The sequence below is a fragment of the Massilia rubra genome (genome assembly GCF_011682065.1).
Classification (GTDB): Bacteria; Pseudomonadota; Gammaproteobacteria; order Burkholderiales; family Burkholderiaceae_D; genus Telluria_A; species Telluria_A rubra.
Genome location: NZ_VUYU01000043.1, coordinates 1 through 19,137, shown reverse-complemented (window position 1 = coordinate 19,137; position 19,137 = coordinate 1). Strand labels below are relative to the sequence as shown.

The window sequence follows — 19,137 nt, the reverse complement described above, 5'->3', positions numbered from 1 at the left end:
ACTGCTCCATGTCCGATCAACTTGCTCAAGAACAGCCCAGCCTGCGCGGCAAGGCCGTGTTCGTTACCGGCGGCGCCAGCGGACTCGGCGCGGCGCTGTGCCAGCTGCTGGCGCGCTCCGGCGCCGACCTCATCGTCGCCGACATCAACCACGACATGGCCACCGTCAGCGCCAACATCCTGCGCGAGCATGGCGTGCGAGTGCATGCGCTCGGCTTCGACGTGGGCGACCCGGCCAGCGCCGAACACGCCATCGGCGCCGCGCTCGACCGCTTCGGCCGCCTCGACGTACTGATCAACAACGCCGGCACCGACGTCACCCTGCCGATGGCCGAGCTCACGCCCCAGCAATGGAGTCGCGTCATCAACACCAACCTGAACGGGCCGTTCCTGCTGGCCAAACATGCGTCGCAGCACATGCGCAAGGCCGGCGGCGGCCACATCGTCAACGTCGCCTCCACCGCCGCCAAGCGCGCCTGGCCCAACGCCAGCGCCTACCACGCCAGCAAGTCGGGGCTGCTGGGCCTGTCGCATGCGATGCACGCCGAATTGCGACCGCACAATATCAAGGTGACGGCCGTGATTGCCGGCGGCATGCGCACCCCATTCCTGCTCGAGCGCTTTCCCGAGCTCGACGCGGCCACCCTGCAAGACCCGATGAACGTGGCCCAGGCGATCCGCTCGGTGTTGCTGTTGCCGCCCGAGAGCGTGGTGGCCGAAATCACCGTGCTGCCAATGCAAGAATCTTCATGGCCATAGACAATGAAAGCGACCTGAATCATGCGAGCGATCTTTCTGGACAAGGACGGCACCCTGGTGGACGACCTGCCCTACAACGCCGAGCCGCGCCGCATCACCCTGTGCAGCGGCGCCGGCGCCGCCCTGCGCCTGCTGGCGCGCCTCGACTACCGCTTCTTCATCATCAGCAACCAGGATGGCATTGCGCATGGTTACTTTGGCGAAGACGCCATGGACTGCATCGAGCGGCGCCTGGCCGACCTGCTGTTCCGCGAGCAACTGATGCTCGATGGCTTTTACTACTGCCCGCACCATCCGGCCGGCAAGGTGGCGCCGTATGCGGTGGCGTGTACTTGCCGCAAGCCCATGCCGGGCATGCTGCAGCGCGCCGCGCGCGAGCACGGCATCGACCTGCGCGCCTCGTGGATGGTGGGCGACATCCTGCATGATGTGGAAGCCGGCAACCGCGCCGGCTGCCGCACCCTGCTGATCGACAAGGGCAACGAAACCGAGTGGCAACTGGGGCCGCACCGCGTTCCGACCCGCATCGCCGCCGACCTGTACGCGGCGGCCGTGATGATCGTCAGGCACGACGAGGATCGGCAATGAGCGCGCCCCAGTGGATGGATGCGCGCAACATCCTGTGCGTGCGCCTCGATTCGATGGGCGACGTGCTGATGTGCACCCCGGCGATGCGCGCCCTCAGGCAGGCGCGGCCGGGCCGCACGCTCACCTTGCTCAGTTCGGCGAGCGGCACGGCGCTGGCTCCCTATCTCGACGATGTGGACGCCGTCATCACCTATGCGGCGCCGTGGATGAAGGGCGGCGCGTCGCATAGCGCGTCGCATGACGCGTCGCATGGCGCGGCGCACCCGCCGTCGGCCGACAGCGACTTAATCGGGCAGCTGGCTGAACGCCATTTCGACGCCGCCGTCGTGTTTACCTCGTTCAGCCAGAGCGCCCTGCCGGCCGCCCTGATGTGCTACATGGCCGGCATTGCGCTGCGGCTCGGCCATTGCCGCGAGAACCCCTATCGCATGCTCTCGCACTGGGTAGTGGACGACGAGCCCGCCACCCACATCCGCCATGAAGTGCAGCGCCAGCGCGACCTGGTCGCCAGCGTGGGCTGCCACGGCGACAATCCACGCATGCGCTTTGCGCTGCGCGCCCGGGATCTGGCGGCGGTGCGGCGCATGTTGGATGAGCGCGGCATCCGGCGCGGGCGGCCGTGGATCCTCATGCATCCGGGCGCCAGCGCGGCGTCGCGCCGCTATCCGCCCGAGCGCTGGGCCGACGTGATCGGCGCATTGGCGCGGCGCACCGGCTGCCCGATCGTGCTGACCGGGGATGCGCACGAGGCGGCGCTGATCGACGGCATCCGCGCCGCTTGCGGCGTGGCCACGCATTCGCTGGCCGGCCAGCTCGACCTGGGCCAGCTGGGCGCGGCGATCCGCCTGGCCACGGTGGTTCTGTCGAACAACACCGGTCCGGCCCACATTGCCGCGGCGCTCGGCACGCCGCTGGCCATCTTGTACGCGCTGACCAATCCGCAGCACACGCCGTGGCAGGTCGAGAGCCGGCTGCTGTACCACGACGTGCCCTGCCGCTTCTGCTACAAAAGCGTGTGCCCGGAAGGACATCACGACTGCCTGGGCAAGGTCGCGCCGGCCGCGGTGGTGGACGCGGTGTGCAGCCTGATGGGCGCAACGAGGCAGTATCGCGCCTCCTCGACCGACCCGTGAGGCGCGCAGCCCACGAGGGGCTCAGCCAGGCTGCATCACTGGGTCGACAAGGCGAAGCCGGGATTGGCGACGATGCCTGCGGTCAGCCTTGCCGCGACCAGGCTCACTTCCCCATCGGGAATAATGCCGCGCAATCCCTCGCACAGCTGCATGTATTGGGCGATGGTCACGGCGGCCCGGTGCGCATTCAGTACGTTCGCGCCGGCGCCGCTGTTGATTTCGCTCAGCATGACTTTTACCTCGGAATCGCTCATGGTGTTCTCTCTGTCAGGGGAAAACGGCGAGTATAGGCCCGCGCGCCCGATTGCCCGCGTACGCGAGGCGCATTGGTGCTGTGCAATCGAAGCGGACGCGCCGCGCATGGCGGGAGTGTTAGGATGATTCCTCACAATCAGGAAGCCATTTCATGACTCTTCGCACCGCCAGTGTGGCAGCCCTGTTCGCCGCCGGCGCCTTGTTCGGCGCCACCGCCTGCTCCCCCAGCGTGCCCCTTGCGCCCCAGGCGTCGCTGTTCGCGCGACTTGGCGGCATGGAGAACCTGAGCGCCGTGGCCGACGAGGTCGTATCGAAGGTGTCCATCGACCCACGCTCCAGGCGCACCTTCGAGGGCGTGAACCTGGCGCGGCTCAAGGCCAGCGTGGCCTCGCACCTGTGTTCGGTCAGCGGCGGGCCCTGCAAGTACGAAGGCGATTCGATGGCGCTGGCGCATCGCGGCATGGCGCTCACCGTGGAAGAATTGCAGGTCATGGGGGAGTATGTCGATCGGGCCTTGATCGGCCGCGGCGTGGCCAGGAAAGAGCGTGAAGAGCTCGAAGCGATACTCGACAAGCTCTCTGGCGAGGTGCTGAACAAATAAGGGAAAACAGGGCGCCGGGCGACGCCCCAGTCTGCGGCATAGTGTCACTGTCAGTCGCAGGTTTCGACCACGACATTACGGACCAGGTTCTGCTGATTAAGGTAAATTGTCACCCGCCCGGCGATGAACTCCTGGGTGATCAGCGCGCCGAACGGCACCACGCGGATGCGGCGGCCGGTCAGTTCGCGCAGGGTCAGCGGAACCGACCTGGGGATTTCCCTGGTCACATCCAATTGACGGCAATTATTGTTTTGCATCATAAGCTCCTTGAAGAGAGAAGGACAAGCCGCCGTGGCGGCTCGTCCGCGTGCCACGGCCGATCAACCCTCGACAATCTTGGTGCGCACGGTGACCGACTTGATCAGCTCGATCGCCGCCAGCACTTTCGCGCGCGAGCTGTAGGCCTCGCCGCTGGCAATGATTTCGTGATTCTTGGCCTTGAGGCGCCAGCGCCACTCTTTGCGGCTTTTTTCCGAGGCTTGAGTTTGGTAGATTTCGAAATACATGATGAACCTCCCATGACGTGAGATTCCAGTGTTACAGAGCGGTATACCCGGCATTCTGATTGGTTCAATAAAGGACTAGCGCTATATCAAACGCACGCTCAATTTCTTGACGATAATTTTGCGCTTCGGCATTGCAATTGGCGGGAAAGCGGTGGGCGGCAAGCGCAGGCCGTAGAATGGCGCCTCTCCCATTTTAAGAAGTACCGTATGACGACTCCCTCTCTCGACCAGGCTTGCGCAGACGCGGCCGCCCTCATCGACCAGTGCGACGGCATGGTGATCACGGCCGGCGCCGGCATGGGCATCGATTCCGGCCTGCCTGATTTTCGCGGCGACAAAGGTTTCTGGAACGCTTACCCGGCCCTGGGCAACCACGGCCTGCGCTTTACCGAGATCGCCAACCCGCGCGCCTTTCGCGAACGCCCCGAGTTGGCCTGGGGCTTTTACGGGCACCGGCTGCAACTGTACCGGCGCACGGTGCCGCACGCGGGATTCGGCCTGCTCAACGCCATCGCGGCGCGCCTGCCGAACGGCGCTTTCGTCTTCACCAGCAATGTCGATGGTCAATTCCAGCGCAGCGGCATGCCCGATGAGCGCGTGGTGGAGTGTCATGGCAGCATCGAGAAACTGCAATGCCTGGGCGACTGCGGCCATCCGACCTGGTCCGCGCAAGCATTCGTGCCGCTGATCGATGAGCAACAGTGCCTGCTGACCTGCGCGCTGCCGCGCTGCCCCAACTGCGGCGACATCGCCCGGCCCAACATCCTGATGTTCGGCGACCGGCTGTGGGATTCAAACTATGCCGACAAGCAAGAGCATCGCCTCGACACCTGGCTGGCGCGCCAGCAGCGCGCCGTCATCATCGAACTGGGCGCCGGCACCTGGATACCTTCGGTGCGGGTATTCGGCGAAACCCAGGACCGGCCGCTGATCCGCGTCAATCCGAGCGAGTCAACGGTTGGCTTGCCGCGCGATATAGGGATTGCGCTCGGGGCGCTGGACGGCATTTCACGTATTGCCGCAGCGATGGACGCGCTGTAACGGCGATGCCAATCCGATGCGGCCGGCAAGGCGCGCGTCGTGCACCACTCCATCGACCATGCCCGCTTGCGCGACGCTGCGGGTGCCGGCGCATTGTCTGCGGATCGGCGATCGGCACGCCCGGTCGCGTCCCCTGAGCGCTCGCATGGACAAGGGCCGCCCGCACATGCTGGCCGCTATCGTCGGCTTGCTCAAAAATCAAGAAACTGAAGCGCTTGTCAAGGGTGTGCGCTAACCCGAGTTGCATTTAAATCACGTTTTCGACATGTAAGGCGAGCTGATCATTCAATTGTGCCAAAATTGCAACCTCAGCCACCAGCGCGCATATCGCGGACGCGACCTGCCGCTCCTCACCTGCCAAGAAAGCCCCATGAAGCGCCAATCCATTGCATCCCGTCTACCCAAGCTTCGCGCCGTCGCGTTCGCTCCACTCACCTTCCTTCTCGGCATGCCGCTCGCGTATGCCGCCAGCAACCTCGGCTTGAGCAACGGCACCTTCGATGTCGAGACCAAGCCCTGGGTCATAGTCGGAAAGGGGACATCCGGGTCCAGCGGCCCAACCGCCTGTGGCGCAACCAAATGTCTTGAACTCAAGATCGACAATGCGACGGTGACGGCTAGCAGCGAGGGGAAAAAAAATGTCTCGCCAGGCGAGTTCGTTACCGCGTCGGCGATGGTGAAGCGTTCGTCTGTGACAGAGCCGGATAATGTGTCGCTAGGAATCGTTTTTTACGGCGACGGCAACGTGCCCATCGGTACAACGACGTGGTCCAACGCGACGGGTCCTGCCGACACATGGGGTAACGTCAAGGTATCGGCGATCGCGCCAGCCGGCACCGTGGCAACCATGGTTGTGGTTCGCGGTAAATCGACCGGTAAGGTGACCGCGCATGTCGATAATGTGGTCTTGAGCAAAATTGTTTTCGAGGACAGGGGTCCGCAGGTGTCTCTCGCCCGGGTCTCCGCAGCAGCATTTGATAGCAAGAAAAATGCACTTTACGTCGCTGCCAATGGCAATCCGGCAAAATTCTTCCACTACAGCGTCGAGAATGGCAAGGCAGAAATAGTAACAAAAACGACGTGGGATCACAACGTGGACATCTGGAGCCTCATCGTCGGCGGCGATGGCGCCGCCTACTTTGGTACGGCATCCGGCAAGCTCTACAAATATGAATATGACTCCGCCAAGAACGCTGATCCGGTAGAGTTAATGGAATTCAAAAAAGAAAAGAGCGGATCGCGGACAATCTGGTCCCTCAAAGCCGGGGCCGACAATTGCATCTATGGAGGTCTTGAGCCAGATGGGACGACCACCGGCGGATTCAAATATTGTTCGAATCCAGAAAAGTTAACCATGCTCCCCTTGCCCACTGCGAATGCCGCTACACAGGTCGGCTATCAGGTACGCTCGCTCGCCATCGATCCCGGCGCGAACACGACCCCTGGCGCGGTATATTGGGGCATGGGCGTCAACTCCAGATTGCATAAAAGTACGTTGGATGGGACCCGCACGACCAACAACCTGCTCGATAGTGTCGATGCGAATCATGAATATGCCTACTATACGGACTTCGTCAAGGACCGCTTGTTTGTTCGCCTCACCGGCACGGACTTCAACCAGACAGTGGTACTGGACCGTGATGGCCGCAAAATCGGCAATAGTACGGTGGCGGGCATCAATTCGATCGGCATGAGTCCCCTTTCCACGGATGATAAAAGCGCGATTTGTAAACATGCCGTGTTTTACACAAAGAATCTCGGTGACACCGGCCTCAAGAAGGGAACCCACCTCTCCTCTTACTGCTTCGATAAGGGCATCGAGACCGATCTGCTCATTCAGATGGGGCCAGCGGCCGCCTTCGCGTCTACGCCAGCTTTAGCGCCGACCCAGCTGTTTTCGGTTCTGCGTGAAACCGCGGGAGGAAAGGGCAAGATCGAACGGTTCAATCTGGCGGATCTCCACAATTCCATTAGTAAAAAAACTTTAGACCCGATTGAGTTCGAGGCACCGACGACAGCGTCGGAGATCCGCACGTTCGTGGTGCGTAATGGAACGACGTACTCGTCGGGCTATGTCAATGGCGACCTTGGCATCAGTGACGGGAAAGGCAATCCGCCAGTGCTGGTAAAAGAACCCCTTCAGGCTGAAGGAATGGCGATACTCGGCAACCATCTGTATATCGGCGGGTACCAAGACGCAGTACTTAAATCCTATGAACTGACGCCAGATGGACTGGGGAAGGTCGTGATGAAAAACGACGACACGCTCGGCACAAAATACGGCCAAAACCGTCCGTTTGCCATGCTTTCCCTGCCAGCAAAGAGTACGAGCGAACTGGACCGGCTAGTGATTGCAACCGTCCCGAAGAAGCTCGAACAAGGTGCCCTCGCGGTGTACTCGGTTGGCGAGCGCGACCCTTGGAAAGTCGTGAAGGAGCCGTTTACCGGGCAAACCATTTTGGCGCTCACCAGGATCGACAATGTCGTGTACGGCGGAACGTCCGTCTGGCGCGAGAAAGACGAGACGCCGAGCCCGGGCTTTGCCAAGCTGTTCACGTTTGATCCCTTCGAAACTTTTGCGGTAACGAAAGTAGATTTTACCGGGGATATTGTTAACGAAGAAAATTGGACGAAAAAGGCAATTACAGCGCTGTTGACGGTAAACCGGCACATCTGGGTGTTAGCTGAAGACACCATCGTCATTTACGACCATGACACACAAACAGTCGTGAACAAGCTGCGCATTGACCCACATTTCTCCTACGCCGCCTGGCCAGTTGCATGGAATGCGGGCAGCATGGTCGAATCAAACGGGTATGTGTATTTTTCCGCCAACGATACCTTCGGGACGAACGTGTATCGCGTGAACATCGGCAAGCCCGAGAGTATCGAACTGGTCCGCAAGGGCGAATCGGGGATGCTGAGAGTCGATGCCAATGGCGATATCTACTTTATCAACGGTGCGAAAGTCATGAAGTTCAACCCGGCACTTCAATAATGCCCCTTGTCCCGCGCGTATTGGCGCGCGGGACAATCAAAGGCATTGCATCAAGCATGGATTGGGAAGGGTAACGACGACGAGCCTGATCCAGTGCCAGCATCATTGAACCGAACCGGGCGCGCCACCGTGTGTGGCGCGGTACCGGACGCGCCTGCCCCGTTGTGGGGCGTTTCCCCTGTCTTACGAGCGCTTGAGCTTGCCGATGGCGTCGCTCAGTTGCGCGAGCGCCGCCGCAACGCGCTCGTCGAGGAACGGCGAGATCGCAGCCACCCGCACCGGCGGCACACCCCACAGCGCCTCACCGAGCACGCAGGCGGTCGCGGCGATGGTGTCGCTGTCGCCGCCGTGATACAGGCACGCGGCCAGCAAGGAATCGATGTCGCCGCTTTCCGCCAGGCAGCTCATCACATCCTCCAGGGTATCGTCGGCACGCACCCGCATCGGCGAACCGGATGCGTGGTGCGCCTCGACCCCGTGCACACTGCCGCCGCCCGCTTGCCACGATGCCAGCAGCTCGTCCTTGCTGGCACCGTGCAGCGCCGCCCAGTGCAATTGCACGTAGGCATCGGCCGCCTGCATTGCGCTCGGATGGCCGTGGGTCGAACGCGTGATGTCAGCGGCCATGCGGCGCGCGTGCGCCAGGTCCGGCGCCAGCGCCGCAACCGGCCCCAAGCGCATCAAGGCGCCATTACCCCAGCTCACCAGTTCCTCGGAGGACGCACCCAGCGCCCACGCGGCGAACAGCTTGCCGTAGCCGGCGTTAGGATAATGGGCCACCCAGTGTCGGAAGGCCTCCTTCAGTGGGGTTCCCTCCAGCAAATGCTCGGCGACCGCCAGGGTGATAATGGTGTCGTCGGTGAAGCGGTGCGCCGCTGTCAGCGCGGGCAAGGTGCGCGTCGGCGTGCATGATTTTTCGTAGACGGAGCCGTAAATGTCCCCGACAATGGTTCCTAACATATAGTTCTCCTGCAGCAAAGAAACGGTACGGCATTCGGACCTGCTGTCATGCAGTGGCCGGGCGTTTTCAAGCCGGCGTCACGGCGCCGCCAGGGGCTCATCTGACCAGATTTTTCTCGATAAAAGGCCGGAATTCCTTATAGATGCGTGTCTGCTCCGTCCTGCATATTTTCGCAACTGCCTCGCCTTCACTTTTACAGCTCAAGGTGAGGGTGATTTTCTCATTCGACCCACTGCCGGGCATCTTGATAATCGATGCCGCGATATTGCCTTTTTCGGTGGGATTGTAGGTCTGGATGACGGTATCTGTCGCCACCTGAATCTTCTGATTGGCATTCTGGGTAACAAAGATCTGCGCCAGCGAGAACATTTTCGCGCAGCTTGTTTTGTCGCGACAGATGATATTGGCCTGTTCGCGGGCGGCCAGGAGCGCGACCGTCTCTTCCTTCGCTTGCGCCTCTTCCCGCTCCTGCCGCACCGCTTCCGCCTTGGCGGACGCAGCCGCCTTCGCCGCTCTTTCCGCCGCATTGGCTTGCCTTTCCGCACGGCGGGCCGCTTCCTCTGCAGCCAGCTTCTGGACATAAGCCTGGCGCGCCACCGGGCCGAATATGCCGCCGTCGGGAACGCCGACGATGATTCCGTTTTCCAGGTTGTACTCGACCGAACCGGTAGGCGTAGCGTCGTAGCGCTTGGCATTCCCCCGGTGCCATTTCACCTTATTGACGCCTTTATCGGTGGCGGGCATGCCGAGGATCGTTTCCGCTTCCTGTACGGTCATGCCATTTTTGACCTGATTTGCGTTCTCGCGCGCGGTCCTGAAACTGGAAGCGGCGCAACCTGCAAACATCGCCGCCATCATCAAGATTGCCACTGCTTTTTTCATTTTTCTCTTTCATTATCGGGAGCTGATTCTGGACCAGGGGATTATATGCGCGCACGGGATTTTCGTGATAAAAACTCATCTCTCCGATGAGTCGGCGAGGAGTCCGGCCGAACAAGCTGTTGACATGCCGCCAACTGCGCCTTATGATCGTTTTCATGAACCCATTCCTCACGCATTCCGCTCACCACCACGCTTCGTCGCATCCGCGGCTGGGAGAGCTATTGCTAGGTGATTGAAAGCCCTATCACAGAGAAAGCCCTCCCAGCACCGCTGCGAGGGCTTTTTTGTTTTGCGGTAGTGGATTGCGACGAGCGTAATGCACTGCACTGCTGAAGGTATAGGGAATCATCATGGAATTGAAAATTGAAGCGCAGGCCAGGGGCGTGCGCATTATCGCCGGCGAAGAAGCAAAGGACCGCCGCGTATTGCTCAATCAACTGATCGACATCGCCGAAGCGGCGGGTTTTGCAGAAATCGTGTTGCCCTCGGTGGAACCGTCCAGCGTCTACGTCGACAAGGCGGGGCCTGAAATTCTGTCGCAGATGTACGTCTTCCCGGACAAGAAAGACCGCTCGCTGTGCCTGCGGCCGGAGGCAACGGCGACAGTCCAGCTGATCGCGGACAAATACTATCCGCGCCAAAAGAATGTGAAGCTGTGGTATTTCGAACGCTGCTGGCGCTATGAACGGCCCCAGGAAGGACGCTACCGCGAGTTCTTTCAGTTCGGGCTGGAAGTATTAAATCCGGACTCCGATAACACGCGCGATGAACTGATTGCGCTCGCTGAAAAGATGATCAGGCTCAAGACCGAAGAATACGTCCTCGCGCGCGCCGTCAAGCGTGGGCTCGATTACTACACCACCGACGGCTTTGAAATCGCCGTGCCGGCGCTGGGCGCGCAAAAACAGGTGGTCGGCGGCGGCACGTATCGACAGGGGATTGGGTTTGCCATCGGTTTTGATCGGCTGATGCTGTGTAATCGTCCTCGGTAAAGCTGTACCATTCTTGATGAGTGTATCAAGAACGCGAGGCGATACGAGTTGGGCCAGTTGGGGCTATGATGACGTGTTGGCGCGCTATTGCGAGCGCACCAACATCACCTTTCGGCCTCTGCCGCTTCACCCAGAACAGGTTCAACTGACGGGGGATTGATGATTTGCTCTTCTATTTCCCGTTTGACCGGTTTCACATGTCATCCGCTCAACGATGACGGCAGCGTCGCGATGATCGACTCGCCTTTCGCATTTCCTGATGGGGATGATATCCCTGTGTTTGTAGAGAAAACTGCAGGAAGAATCCGTTTTTTTGATGATGGTGGAGCCATCATGCACTTGCTCGGACGAGGGGTGTTATTGGATGACCATAGGAAAACCCGGTTCATCAAACATCTCGCCGAACCGTACGGTGTATCGCTGACCGACAGGGGCGAATTGGAAATTTTGGCAAAGGATGAGGACGCGCCGTCAGCATTTTCCAAATACATTTCAAGCATGCTTGCGTTGTCGAGTTGGGAAAGGGATCAGGACGGCGTGGCCACAGACGCGTCTCTTTTTCTCGACGAGGTTGCCATGTGCTTGAGAGCATGGAAATCCCCAGCTCTCGTAGATGATGGCCTGGAGTATGTTGGCATCTCAGGCCATGCCTACAAGATGGATTTCCAATTTGACGGGAACCCGGTCATTGCGATCGGTACTCACCCGGCAACGGTGGGCGCCACAGCGAAAAAATTACTGGATATTCGCGCAGTCACCGGTAACGAGAGGCTGAAAATTTTGCTGATCATTGACGATCGTCGAGATGCAGATGCTGCAAAAGCCGAAGGTCTTATCCTTGATTCGCTAAGTAACGTGATGATGATGACGCACTTGCAGCGCAACGCCCACATCATTCCGAACGCGACGCATTAATTTGCTACTACTTTAACGCCTGTCGACGGCCCCGAAGCTAATTGCCGGGCGCCCTGCTTAAATACGCGAGATTACCTCACATGACACAGGTGAAATGCAATGTCGTTTGCGGAAACTGGCCGAAGGAACGCGGTGTATCACTCTCCTTCGTCACCTGCATGGTTTTGCCCTGTCCGGAGCAAAACGACCCAGCCTGTTTCAATGTCGCCGCCTTCATCGCGCCCAGTGAAGCGGCCGGGCTATTGTTCGTCAAGAAACTTTTTTGGACCGGATGTTGCAGAATTCCTCTTTCGCAATCCTGCGTTAGAAACGTCAGATTTATTTTAGGAAAACCAATGCAGCATCGTGATGCGCGACGTCGACACAGACCCGAGTCGCACCATCAAGGGCGGCCCGACCAAGCGCGACCGCCGCTAGTTTGGCGAAACTGGCGCATAGACTGCCCGGCTACGAGTCAAACTGCCTTGCGGCGACGCGCTGCGGCACCAATGGCGATCACGCCCGCCCCCAGCATGAGCCATGTCTGCGGTTCCGGTACGGCAGTGACGCTCCATTTAACATCGGGCGTCCAGTTGCCGCCACCGTAGTGCGGCTCACCTTCACCAAAATTGTAGAAAAAACTGTAGCTATCTCCCGTGTGCAGCGTTTCGCTCCGAGACGAATAGCCGTTGCTAAACGAGCTATTGATATAGAACTCCGGCGCCTGGCCAGGTGTCCATGCAAAGCTGTCGATCGTGCAGCTGCTGCACGAAACAAAGTCACTACCAGCATACTCGAGGGACACTAGCTCTGACTTGTCGATCGCTCCGTTGGCGTCCAGGTCGTTCACGGTGAAGCTACCCCGGAGGGTGGCGTCTTTAGGATAGCCGTACTGCAAGAAGCCGCCGGTAAAGCTCCAATCATAGGTTTTCACAGCAGCATGGGCGGGAACGAGACAAAGCGCGGTGGCAGCTGCGCACAAGAGGTGACGGATCATTTAGGTTTCCGGTCGAAATTGTTAAGGAAATAACATTTTACGCGATTACCTACAGAATGGAGCTTTCCTTTTCAGCCGCACGCGACAGTCGTATGCAGATAATTGTTGTGATGGCAACAGACGACGGATTTGGCGCACGCGGCTTTCGAAACGGCAGACAAGGCCTCCGGCGTGACGCCTGCGCACGCGATTCCGCCCGGATCTATCCGCCAACATCAATCAAGAGAAACGCGTTCAGCGGCCGAGATATCGAGGGATATGGCGGATACTTTGCGTTAGCCATCAGCAAGGTCTTGCGCGCTAATTTCCAGGTCATGCAGGGCATCCATCACCGCCAAGTGCAACGCATGAAGCCTGTTGTACACCGTCACCTCGCTACAGTGCAACTCGGCCGCAATGCGCTTTACTGTCATGGAGCCCGCCAGGTAAAACCCGAACGCAACGTCATACTGCGCCGGCGTTTTTTTGGCGGATCGCGATGATGATCGCCTCGATCTCCAATGCTGCCGCCGCTTCGGTAATCGGTCCGGCGCCACCAGCACCACGAATTGGGACCAGGTCGCAATAGTTCGACTTCGATGGATACCCCATGCCGCCATCCTCGCGGCGCTTGCACCAGGTCGATCACTCGATCAGGCGCTTGTTGATGTATTCGATCATTCTGTCCTCTGAGCGAAATTATTTGTTCAGTGGCCGAAGCCGCGCTGTGCTAGCTTTCCACATTCGGTTGCCCTCATGCAGTTGCGCTTCACTTCGCTCACTGTGGTCAGCTCGCGGCGGGACTTTCACCCACAGGAGTGCGCCCATGCTGGGCGCACATGAAAAAGGCCAGCACGCTGGCTGGCCTAAGTCTTTGATTTTATTGGTCGGGACGGAGTGATTCGAACACTCGACCCCTTGCACCCAACGACAATATTTTAGGGTCCAGCAGAGTCCGCTCAAGTCTATATCTTAGAAAAATACCATAGCAAAATCAACTAGTTAGGAATTATATTGTCCGAGAAGTTCCAATTAGAAACGACACGAGCTAATCAAACTGTAGGGGTAAATGTAGGGGTAAAATACGTCATCCTCCTACCCCTTAGAAAAATGACGAAGCTCACCCAGCGCACCCTTGAGGCAATTCAGTCGGACCAGACCGGCACAATCATCCGCGATGAAGGCAACCTTTTCGGTCGCGTCCGAGTGAAGGCCGATGGCAAGGTGGCCGTCTCGTTCTACTATCGCTACCGGTATGAAGGCAAGGCGAAGGACATCTCTTGCGGCACTTGGCCCACTGACAGCTTGGCCGAGATTCGGGCCGCTCGGGATGCCGCGCGGGCCAAGCTAGCTTCCGGGTTGAATCCGGCCGCTGAAAAAAAACTGGAACGGCACGACAGAAAGGAAGAAACCACGGCGAGGCTGGCGGCCCTTGAGTTGCAACGCATCGAGAACCTCACGGTCAAGGACATGTTCGATGCCTGGCTGCTCGACGGCGTGCGCCGTAAGGACGGCAACGCCGAGCTGCGTCGGTCGTTCGGTGCGGACGTGCTGCCGGCGATAGGCCCGATCGCCATCAAGGACCTGACGGAGCATGACCTCCGTGGTGTGCTGCGCGTCATGGTCGCGCGTGGCGTGAACCGGGCGGCCGTCATGGTCCGGAACAGCCTGACGCAGATGTTCACCTGGGCCGAGAAGCGGCAGCCCTGGCGCAAACTGCTGATCGATGGGAACCCGATGGAGCTGATCGAGATCGAGAAGATCGTCGCGCCCGACTACGACATGAGCAACGAGCGCGATCGCATCTTGGCCGATGGAGAGATCGCGGAACTCCAAGCGGTGTTCGACAGGCTGCAAGCGGAATACGATGCGGCGCCGGACAAGCGCTACGGAACGCAGCCGGTGGCGGCCACCACGCAGCGCGCGATCTGGATCATGCTGTCAACGCTATGCCGTGTTGGCGAGATGAGCATGGCCAGATGGGAGCACGTCAACATGGACGCGGCCGAGTGGTTCATTCCAAAGGAAAACGTCAAGGACAACCTGGCCGATCTGACGGTGTACCTCTCCCCTTTCGCGCTCGACCAGTTCCGCCAGTTGCAGAAGGTCACCAGCAAGACGGAGTGGTGCTTCCCGGCGCGAAATAACGGGGGACATGTCGACTCGAAGTCGATCAGCAAACAGGTCGGCGATCGGCAATCAATGTTCAAGAAAGCCAAGGACGGCGGCCCGCGCGCACCGATGAAGAATCGGCGCCACGACGACACCCTGGTGCTTGGCGCCGGCAAGACAGGTGCATGGACGCCGCACGACCTGCGCCGCACTGGGGCCACACTGATGCAGCGCCTGGGCGTCTCGCTCGACATTATCGACCGGTGCCAGAACCACGTACTGCCTGGCAGCAAGGTGCGGCGCCATTACTTGCATCACGACTATGCCGATGAAAAGCGGGATGCTTGGGGGAGGCTCGGCGCGCACATTGCGCTAGCTCTGGCTAACTTACGCTCAGGCGTTTGAAATTAGCAATCGTTACATTTGAATAGAATTTGCATGTTACTTTTTAGTATTATTCGTTGACGAGGCGTCACGCCAAGATACCACTAGAAAGGATGTATGGCTTTAATTAAATGTAAAGAATGCAGTTCTGAAATGAGCACGACTGCGAAATCGTGCCCGAAGTGCGGAGCACCAGCAAAGAAGCGAACTTCCAAGACTACATGGATCGTTGGGGGCTTTTTCGCCCTCATGTTTATTGGCTATATTTCTGGCCAGCAGAAGCACAACGCGGCGGAGGCCCAGAAAACGCCCGAAGAGATTGCGGCTGCGGCGAAGAAGGAGCGCGCATTTCAGAAGACTGTTCTGTTGGCAAAAACCATCAAAGGCAACCTCCGGGATCCCTCATCCGTCGAGTGGGAGGCAATTCGCGCCAACGATGACGCCAGTGTGATCTGCCTGCAATATCGTGCCAAGAATGGATTCGGAGGTTTTTCCCGTGAGATAGCTGTGCTCGCACAAGACAAAGCGAGCACCGATAAAAAGGCATGGAATAAACACTGTACGGGTCCACTGCTTGACCTGAAACACGCGCGTGTCGCAATTTAAAGCTAAACCGGATGAGCCGCAGCTGCACGCCGTTCCCGACAACGTGGCGCTCGCGGCGGTGGCCGGCCGGTATGAGCGCCGGGCGCAGCCTGATCACTCCTCATCGTCGCCTGGCTCGGGCTAGTAGGTATCGGCACAGGCATTCGTGCGGGCGAGACACTGTGAGACATGGGAGGCGGGCCTCCTATGAAAACGTGCTAAAAATGGCGGGTTCGATTCCCGCCGCCTCCACCACTCATTTAGTTGTTGATAGACGACGGAAGACAACGTAAGACTCTGATTATATTAGGAATTTTCGAGAATTGGCAGAGCTTGATTCTGGTCTTTAGTGGTCTGTAATTGTCAGTGCTTTCACACGCAAATCACACGCGAACGATACGCAAAAATGCCCGGCCCTGTGCTGGGCATTTTTGCGTCTACGGTGGGGGCGACGCTTGACCTGAACTTCCAAGCTATGGTTACATTTGAATAGAATCAATGCATTTCTTGCCGGTATCATTCAGTGCAAGAGAAGCATTTTCCCCGCTCGAACAGTTTTGGGCCACTTACCAGGAAGCACAATGAAAGCATTTGGAATTCTAATTTTGGTGGCCGGCTTGGTCATGGCGGGATATGCACTGAACATGAACGTCAGCGTCGATGTGCCCGCGCGTGACTATGGCTACGGCGTGTCGACCCCAGCGATGGAAGTCGCAAATATAGACAGGATGGCACAACGTCAAAATTTCCTGATCTTCGCAGGAGTGCTGTCGATCGTCGGGGCCATTCTTACCGGCTTCGCAGCCATAGCGCCAAAATCCGCCTCCCCGGCCGCCCTACCCGTCGCATCCGTTGTGCCGGCCGAGACAAATGAAACGGTCCCGCCATCGCCAGGCGCGCCAGTGTCGGTGCGATCTATCCGAAGTGTCGCTACATGGGCTCCGGCGACGCGACACGATGTGCTCGCTGCGAAGCCGAGTTCACCTGACCATACCTCTCTTTTTCAGAAAGGCATTTACTAGCTGGGTCAAGTCGACCTCTACACTTCGCAGTATAAAAAATTAGCTCGGCTTGGGCATATTTTACCCGCTCAAATTGTTTTCATCGCTCAAATTTTCGTAGAGGTCGACAATGGTAATTCCACAGGAATACTTGAAATGTGTATGTTTTGTAGGCTACGAAAAACCGGATGGATCTATGAGGATGGCCGGTTCCGTTTTTTTTCTTGAATTTCCTGCTACCGATTTAAAACCCCAAGCATCGTATGCAGTTACAGCCCGCCACGTTATTGAAGGGATAAGGGGTCTGGGAATCAGTGAAATTTGCTTGCGCCTCAATGATGTTAATGGAGAAGCGTTCTGGGAAAAGGTTCCACTAAATTATTGGTATTTAGCAGAAGACAGAACAATAGATATTGCCATTTTTCCCACAGGCTTAGGCTCCCATGTCGATCATCTCTACGTTACTGCACGAGATGGGGTAAATTTGGAGATCGTTAAAAAGCATAATGTCGGAGTAGGGGACGAAGTTTTTATAACTGGTCTTTTCCTACCTCATCACGGAACGAATCGTAATACACCAATCGTACGCATCGGCAATATTGCAAGTTTGGCTGAAGAGAAGGTCTCAACCAAGTTAGGTAACATTGATGCTTATCTGATTGAAGCGAGATCAATTGGGGGGCTTAGCGGTTCACCCGTATTTCTCAACCTAGGAAACACGCGTCGAATTGACGGTCAAGTTAGGTTATCGGAAGGAGGAAATCCCATATTTTTACTGGGTTTGATACATGGCCATTTCGACGTAAAAGAAAACTTGGTTGATCACTTAACAGAGGACAGTAACCAGGCAGCAAACTATGCGAATGTCAATATGGGTATAGCCATCGTCATTCCATTTCTAAAAATAAATGAAATTGTTGATCAGTATGAGAAGTCTGGTCTAAATCTTCGCGATATTTCTGGTAATGACGCGCCATCTAGATAGTGTCATTACGGCGCCAGGCTGCAAATCATCATTACCAAAGACATGGCTGACACGGCTGGAATAGCGTCTCCAAGCGCATGACGCAACAACTTTGCTAGTTTCCCTCGAGAAAGTCGAGGGCGCTTTGCTTTTTCTCTACGGAAGTGTCGGGAGTTAGCTTGCGCAACAGATAAATGAAATGGCGCACGGGTGCGAAGCGGCCTAGTGACGGATACCAGGTGCATAAATTGTGATGGTGTTGGTGGCGCGATGGGAACGCACGACGTCGCCGGCCCGGATGCAACGTCCTGCAGGGGAATGCTTTTTGAGGCGCCTATTTTAGCTGCGTTGTTATCGCTTTGACCCAGTTTTGATATTTTGCGGCAAGATTTTTTTTCCAAGAATCGGGCATCTGAAATCTTCCTAACTCTTTGAATTTGCGCCGCCCACCCTTCGGCGATGGCCGCACGTAGGCGGCAAAGTCAATCCGGCCCTTTACGCGCGGATCGGCATACACCACGTATTTCTCCTGCTCATCGACATACGACCTGACTCGACCAACTGTCGAAGTTCGGAACTGCAATTCGGCCAGGCGCATTTCAGCGCTGCTCATCTCATCCGTATTTCGAGCCCCGCCGAAATGCAATCTCTCGTCAAACAAACCGGGCTCGCCGTTAGGGTCCACCATGTACAGGATCTCGGAAGATTTTCGCTCAGCCAGTAAGTCAGCTTTTTCCGCCTCTTGTTCCCGCTCGGCCCGGGAAAATGCGAAGTCCCAAGAGCCGCGTGCGATCGCCAATGCCGCGGCGATCACTCCACACTTGTGGGACCTACCCCACCCGGTCAAGTGGCGTGTCAACCCAACCGGCAAACTGTAACCTTCCTCATATCCCGACGAGCTTCCGCGGCCGCAAAGAGGACAGTAAGCACGGTCCCCGAAGTACGTAGGGATAACCTCTGCTGTGGCAATTAGTTCCTCGGCGATTTTATTCTCCCAACGATATGTGTCGGTTCGCGTTCCGCAATCCCTATAGCTCTCAAGGATTTGTCGCTGTCGCTCCGGCATCAAACCGATGATAGTCAGCCGGGCAGAGAACAACTCATCTTCGAGGCGCCGAGTCTTCTCCTGCTCCGGCATTTTTGTGGACACGTACAATTTAGACATTTGCTTCTCCTGACAATGGAAAATACTCCACCGCTTGAATTGATACACAGAAACAATGCGTTAGCGGAAGAGGGTCACTAGAATGGAAACACACGTAAGTGCGGAGGGTAAGGAGATAGCGCAGGGGTGCGCGAAGTGAGCGATTTGATATTGGATCAGACGGGCTGTCGAGTTTGCGAAAGTTCGAACACCTGCCGGACACGAAGCCCCAGGTATCGGGATAGGGGCGACCAGTGTACCTGACCGGTCCCCTCCCACACCACCCGGCATGCGGGTCCGCACCGGGCGGTTCAAGAAGTTGAGGTTACGTGAGCCGAGGCATGCCGAGGCTGTCAAAGTAG

Annotated in this window: 21 protein-coding genes; 12 read left to right on the top strand and 9 right to left on the bottom strand. The window is 57.9% G+C overall.

The window, feature by feature from the left end:
- Nucleotides 1–8 precede the first annotated feature (8 nt).
- Genes F0185_RS32570 through F0185_RS32560 form a run of 3 tightly spaced genes read left to right on the top strand, consistent with a single transcriptional unit; the run spans nt 9 to nt 2,479 of the window.
- Entirely contained in the window at nt 9–758 is a 750-nt protein-coding gene (locus F0185_RS32570) for an SDR family oxidoreductase (RefSeq protein ID WP_167232609.1), read from the top strand.
- A gap of 21 nt (nt 759–779) precedes the next feature.
- Nucleotides 780–1,346, top strand: coding sequence for a D-glycero-alpha-D-manno-heptose-1,7-bisphosphate 7-phosphatase (locus F0185_RS32565; protein ID WP_167232607.1), 567 nt, complete (start codon nt 780–782; stop codon nt 1,344–1,346).
- The gene (locus F0185_RS32560) at nt 1,343–2,479 is read left to right on the top strand and encodes a glycosyltransferase family 9 protein (protein ID WP_167232605.1); all 1,137 of its coding nucleotides are present in this window, start codon (nt 1,343–1,345) and stop codon (nt 2,477–2,479) included. Before F0185_RS32565 ends, F0185_RS32560 begins: the two co-directional genes overlap by 4 nt.
- A 35-nt stretch (nt 2,480–2,514) precedes the next feature.
- On the opposite strand, the gene F0185_RS32555 is transcribed toward F0185_RS32560, so the two are convergent.
- Nucleotides 2,515–2,733, bottom strand: a complete 219-nt coding sequence (locus F0185_RS32555; RefSeq protein ID WP_166898246.1) for a hypothetical protein — start codon at nt 2,731–2,733, stop codon at nt 2,515–2,517.
- A gap of 152 nt (nt 2,734–2,885) precedes the next feature.
- On the opposite strand from F0185_RS32555, the gene F0185_RS32550 reads away from it, so the two are divergent.
- Nucleotides 2,886–3,335 carry a group I truncated hemoglobin gene (locus tag F0185_RS32550; protein WP_167232603.1) on the top strand — a complete coding sequence of 150 codons (450 nt, stop codon included), beginning with the start codon at nt 2,886–2,888 and terminating at the stop codon, nt 3,333–3,335.
- A gap of 50 nt (nt 3,336–3,385) precedes the next feature.
- Here the strand turns inward: F0185_RS32550 and F0185_RS32545 are convergent, their stop codons facing one another.
- Both F0185_RS32545 and F0185_RS32540 read right to left on the bottom strand, forming a co-directional pair.
- Nucleotides 3,386–3,592 (bottom strand): hypothetical protein, encoded by a 207-nt coding sequence (locus tag F0185_RS32545; RefSeq protein WP_166898250.1) that lies wholly within the window; start codon nt 3,590–3,592, stop codon nt 3,386–3,388.
- A 63-nt stretch (nt 3,593–3,655) separates the two neighbouring features.
- On the bottom strand, nt 3,656–3,841 hold the full coding sequence (locus F0185_RS32540; RefSeq protein WP_126074203.1) for a YegP family protein: 186 nt from the start codon (nt 3,839–3,841) through the stop codon (nt 3,656–3,658).
- Nucleotides 3,842–4,048: 207 nt separating this feature from the next.
- Here F0185_RS32540 and F0185_RS32535 point away from each other — a divergent pair, with 207 nt between their 5' ends.
- Both F0185_RS32535 and F0185_RS32530 read left to right on the top strand, forming a co-directional pair.
- Nucleotides 4,049–4,882, top strand: coding sequence for an SIR2 family NAD-dependent protein deacylase (locus F0185_RS32535; protein ID WP_167232601.1), 834 nt, complete (start codon nt 4,049–4,051; stop codon nt 4,880–4,882).
- Nucleotides 4,883–5,252: 370 nt separating this feature from the next.
- A complete protein-coding gene (locus F0185_RS32530) occupies nt 5,253–7,880 on the top strand; it encodes a ligand-binding sensor domain-containing protein (RefSeq protein ID WP_167232599.1) in 2,628 nt (875 codons plus the stop codon).
- Between the two features lie 183 nt (nt 7,881–8,063).
- On the opposite strand, the gene F0185_RS32525 is transcribed toward F0185_RS32530, so the two are convergent.
- Nucleotides 8,064–8,840, bottom strand: coding sequence for an ADP-ribosylglycohydrolase family protein (locus F0185_RS32525; RefSeq protein ID WP_167232597.1), 777 nt, complete (start codon nt 8,838–8,840; stop codon nt 8,064–8,066).
- Between the two features lie 97 nt (nt 8,841–8,937).
- A complete protein-coding gene (locus F0185_RS32520; RefSeq protein WP_167232595.1) occupies nt 8,938–9,723 on the bottom strand; it encodes a hypothetical protein in 786 nt (261 codons plus the stop codon).
- A gap of 383 nt (nt 9,724–10,106) precedes the next feature.
- Here F0185_RS32520 and F0185_RS32515 point away from each other — a divergent pair, with 383 nt between their 5' ends.
- The gene (locus F0185_RS32515) at nt 10,107–10,715 is read left to right on the top strand and encodes an ATP phosphoribosyltransferase regulatory subunit (RefSeq protein ID WP_167232593.1); all 609 of its coding nucleotides are present in this window, start codon (nt 10,107–10,109) and stop codon (nt 10,713–10,715) included.
- Nucleotides 10,716–10,874: 159 nt separating this feature from the next.
- Nucleotides 10,875–11,630, top strand: a complete 756-nt coding sequence (locus F0185_RS32510) for a DUF1828 domain-containing protein (RefSeq protein WP_167232591.1) — start codon at nt 10,875–10,877, stop codon at nt 11,628–11,630.
- A gap of 76 nt (nt 11,631–11,706) precedes the next feature.
- On the opposite strand, the gene F0185_RS32505 is transcribed toward F0185_RS32510, so the two are convergent.
- The 3 genes from F0185_RS32505 to F0185_RS32490 all read right to left on the bottom strand — a co-directional run bounded on the left by F0185_RS32505 (nt 11,707) and on the right by F0185_RS32490 (nt 13,197).
- Nucleotides 11,707–11,883 carry a hypothetical protein gene (locus F0185_RS32505; RefSeq protein WP_167232589.1) on the bottom strand — a complete coding sequence of 59 codons (177 nt, stop codon included), beginning with the start codon at nt 11,881–11,883 and terminating at the stop codon, nt 11,707–11,709.
- A gap of 201 nt (nt 11,884–12,084) precedes the next feature.
- Nucleotides 12,085–12,606 (bottom strand): PEP-CTERM sorting domain-containing protein, encoded by a 522-nt coding sequence (locus F0185_RS32500; protein WP_167232587.1) that lies wholly within the window; start codon nt 12,604–12,606, stop codon nt 12,085–12,087.
- A gap of 444 nt (nt 12,607–13,050) precedes the next feature.
- The gene (locus F0185_RS32490) at nt 13,051–13,197 is read right to left on the bottom strand and encodes a hypothetical protein (protein ID WP_167232583.1); all 147 of its coding nucleotides are present in this window, start codon (nt 13,195–13,197) and stop codon (nt 13,051–13,053) included.
- Between the two features lie 498 nt (nt 13,198–13,695).
- Here F0185_RS32490 and F0185_RS32485 point away from each other — a divergent pair, with 498 nt between their 5' ends.
- From F0185_RS32485 to F0185_RS32470, 4 genes are all read left to right on the top strand, one after another.
- Nucleotides 13,696–15,102: a tyrosine-type recombinase/integrase gene (locus F0185_RS32485; RefSeq protein ID WP_167232581.1), complete on the top strand. Its 1,407-nt coding sequence runs from the start codon at nt 13,696–13,698 to the stop codon at nt 15,100–15,102.
- 96 nt (nt 15,103–15,198) lie between these two features.
- Entirely contained in the window at nt 15,199–15,687 is a 489-nt protein-coding gene (locus tag F0185_RS32480) for a zinc ribbon domain-containing protein (protein WP_167232579.1), read from the top strand.
- Between the two features lie 560 nt (nt 15,688–16,247).
- Nucleotides 16,248–16,688, top strand: coding sequence for a hypothetical protein (locus F0185_RS32475; protein ID WP_167232577.1), 441 nt, complete (start codon nt 16,248–16,250; stop codon nt 16,686–16,688).
- A gap of 181 nt (nt 16,689–16,869) precedes the next feature.
- The gene (locus F0185_RS32470; RefSeq protein WP_167232575.1) at nt 16,870–17,652 is read left to right on the top strand and encodes a S1 family serine peptidase; all 783 of its coding nucleotides are present in this window, start codon (nt 16,870–16,872) and stop codon (nt 17,650–17,652) included.
- Between the two features lie 313 nt (nt 17,653–17,965).
- Here F0185_RS32470 and F0185_RS32465 read toward each other — a convergent pair whose 3' ends face one another.
- Entirely contained in the window at nt 17,966–18,796 is an 831-nt protein-coding gene (locus F0185_RS32465) for a hypothetical protein (RefSeq protein WP_167232573.1), read from the bottom strand.
- Between the last annotated feature and the right edge of the window lie 341 nt (nt 18,797–19,137).